Annotated in this window: 5 protein-coding genes and 1 pseudogene; all 6 read right to left on the bottom strand. The window is 39.4% G+C overall.

The window, feature by feature from the left end; translation table 11 throughout:
* Nucleotides 1-108: pseudogene (locus tag AC52RT_RS14060) on the bottom strand (purine-nucleoside phosphorylase); the annotation flags it as partial.
* Between the two features lie 172 nt (nt 109-280).
* Nucleotides 281-451, bottom strand: coding sequence for a YozD family protein (locus AC52RT_RS14055; RefSeq protein ID WP_495541321.1), 171 nt, complete (start codon nt 449-451; stop codon nt 281-283).
* Nucleotides 452-542: 91 nt separating this feature from the next.
* On the bottom strand, nt 543-1,250 hold the full coding sequence (gene yodN / locus AC52RT_RS14050; protein WP_340846127.1) for a germination protein YodN: 708 nt from the start codon (nt 1,248-1,250) through the stop codon (nt 543-545).
* A 166-nt stretch (nt 1,251-1,416) separates the two neighbouring features.
* Complete coding sequence (locus tag AC52RT_RS14045; RefSeq protein ID WP_495541320.1) at nt 1,417-1,632, bottom strand: YozE family protein; 216 nt, start codon at nt 1,630-1,632, stop codon at nt 1,417-1,419.
* A 122-nt stretch (nt 1,633-1,754) separates the two neighbouring features.
* The gene (locus tag AC52RT_RS14040; protein ID WP_040375644.1) at nt 1,755-1,949 is read right to left on the bottom strand and encodes a hypothetical protein; all 195 of its coding nucleotides are present in this window, start codon (nt 1,947-1,949) and stop codon (nt 1,755-1,757) included.
* A gap of 98 nt (nt 1,950-2,047) precedes the next feature.
* The coding region (locus AC52RT_RS14035; protein ID WP_495541319.1) for an ABC transporter ATP-binding protein at nt 2,048-2,706 on the bottom strand (659 nt) is incomplete at its 5' end.

Raw genomic sequence — 2,706 nt, 5'->3', positions numbered from 1 at the left:
TGCATCTTTTAAGAACGTTTCCGCAATATATTTAGCCCGCAGCGGGTCGCCTGGTAATAATACCGTTTCCGCAATTTCATTTTCTTTCGCATTAATATGTACACTCATTTAATTATCCTCCTTAAAAACTGTGAGATATTGACACAGTTTACTATACCATACTGACCTTCCTAAAGGGAACTATACACAGAAGCACGGTTTTTATTCCATGAAAAAACGACGGGGGTGTCCGTCGTTTCTTAACGCTTATGGGTGTGCAGGGTCCGTTGTTACCGGGCGTTTAGTCATCCGTCTCTTCATCGATGATACACTTCTCCAATAAATAGTCGAATGTGATATCTGCAAGATCTTCGAGTTCAGATTCAGCCGGAATATATCCCCGTTTCATCAGCTCTTGATAGAAAAATTCTGCAATTTCTTCCGTATCAATAAAAACCTCAATCTCCCGCATATCATCGCCCCCTTGTTACAGGTGTATGAACAGCTTTAGACAATTATGCCTGTATTCCAGCTGCCATCAGGTTTCGGCCAGTATTCTACTGTCAATTTGCTAACTTTTTATTTGAATAGAGTTCACTCGCCGTTTTTTTTATCTTCACCATGGCAACGCTCATCACATGTTTGTAGTCCTCATCGCCAAAGAGGGTGAATAGAATTTGATAGTCATTGTATAAATCGAGCAGGCCATCGATCAGCTGTTTTTTTTCCTCCATATTTTTTCGCCTTTCCCCTTCTGTTATAGCAGGTTTTTTTGATAAGGCGTCAGGATCAAGAACCACATTTTTCTTTGGGCTACTAGCATGCATTCCCATATTTTTTATGAAGCTTTCTGCTTTTTCAGCATCTGCTATCAATTCCATTTCTTCTTCATGTGTTTCCAGCCACTCGCCATCGGAAATCCGTGAAAGTTCATAGATGACATCTTCCCATGCATGCTCTTGGTAACGCCAGATCTCAGTACGAAATCCGATAACCTTAAAATAGTCCTGCTCATACCCCTCTACCTTTACCAAATCTCCAAAGATGAACTTATACTCAATATCGATTTGTTCGGCCTCAGTATGAATTTCACCCTCATATTCAAAGATATGCTGCAAAGTCGTTTCTAAATATAACCCTTCGCTATGGTTAACTTCATAAATAAATACTCCATCCAAATACTTAACATCTGTAATATTTCCAACTGTGCCGTACATTGAAATGACGACTGTATCGCCTTTCTTAAATTTCGGCTGTTTTTTTTTCCCCATAAGAGACATCCCCTCAACATAGGTCCTAAATGTTTATTACTAAAGTATATGCATATCCAAGCCATATGGTTAAGAAACATTGAGGATATATGGTAAATCTCGCGCAGAAATACGGAGGAGTCGAAAGGCTAGTTTTACAGGTATCTTAAGGTGAATCATTTTATCGTTAGAGACTTTCTTGGTAAATTTCCCATGCTTCGTCAAAGACGGCCATATTCGGTAAATAACTTCCGTTCATTTCTAGGTATCTGCTCACTTCATCATAATCAGTTGATTGTTTTGGAAACTCGTGATCTTCAAAGGCTTCATTTGCAAATCTAGTGATTTCATCTATAATCTTCGGTTGTCTGTATGTCATCAAAAACAAATAAAAAGGTTTCATCGTTCCTCCTATATACAATGCGTCATTTATTGTGTACTAAATATAACGAAAGTTCCGGAAGACGTCAAAAAACAACACAAAAAACGCACCTTATTATAGGTGCGCCTTTTTAGGATAACTCTTCAACTAGTCCATCGACCTGTTTTCGCCATTTCAAGCAGAGCCCATATCACATTGAACATTAAGAGTGCGATCGTAATCGGGATGGCGTGCAGCCATGATTTACCGTATTTCCTATTGATGACGGCTACAAAGTAACCGCAGCTAAATAAACCACACATCGCCGCAATCATCATTATCGTTAATGCCCAGTACATTTGTCTTCTCCCCTTTACCCCTTACTCACTTTATTGTAAGTGAACCACCTTGAGCATCGATGGAGAAGAATGAACATTGCGTGAATAATTGGTGACTACTATCTGACTTTATTATGAGTAAATTGGCTGCTGTACAATTGAGTATAAAAACCATTCTTCGATAGAAGTTCCTGATGGGTCCCACTTTCAATGATTTCTCCCTGGTCAATAACTAAAATTCGATCGGCATTCTCAACTGTTTTTAAGCGATGGGCAATCACAAAACTTGTCCGTCCCTCTGTCAATCGATTCAAGCCTTTTTGGATTTCAATTTCAGTTCTCGTATCAATACTCGATGTCGCTTCATCCAGAATTAAAATATCTGAATCTGCTAAGATGATTCGTGCAATCGCAATTAATTGGCGTTGTCCCTGACTTAAATTGGACCCGCTGGACGTGATGACTGTTTGATATTGGTTAGGTAAATGCTTGATGTATCCATGGGCAGATGCCATTTTTGCCGCTGCGATGACTTCTTCATCACTTGCTTCTAAACGACCATAACGAATATTCTCCATGATCGTCCCGGAAAAGATAAAGGTGTCCTGAAGCACAATGCCGACTTTTTTCCTGATCGCACTGATTTTATACTCCTTGATCGACGTATCATCAATTCTTATCTCCCCTGAGTTACTATCATAAAACCTCATTAACAGATTAATAATGGTCGTTTTACCTGAACCAGTCGGACCTACCAAGGCAACTTTCTCTCCTGCTT

The organism is Peribacillus sp. (assembly GCF_059453735.1).
This window is presented reverse-complemented; position numbering and strand designations above follow the sequence as displayed.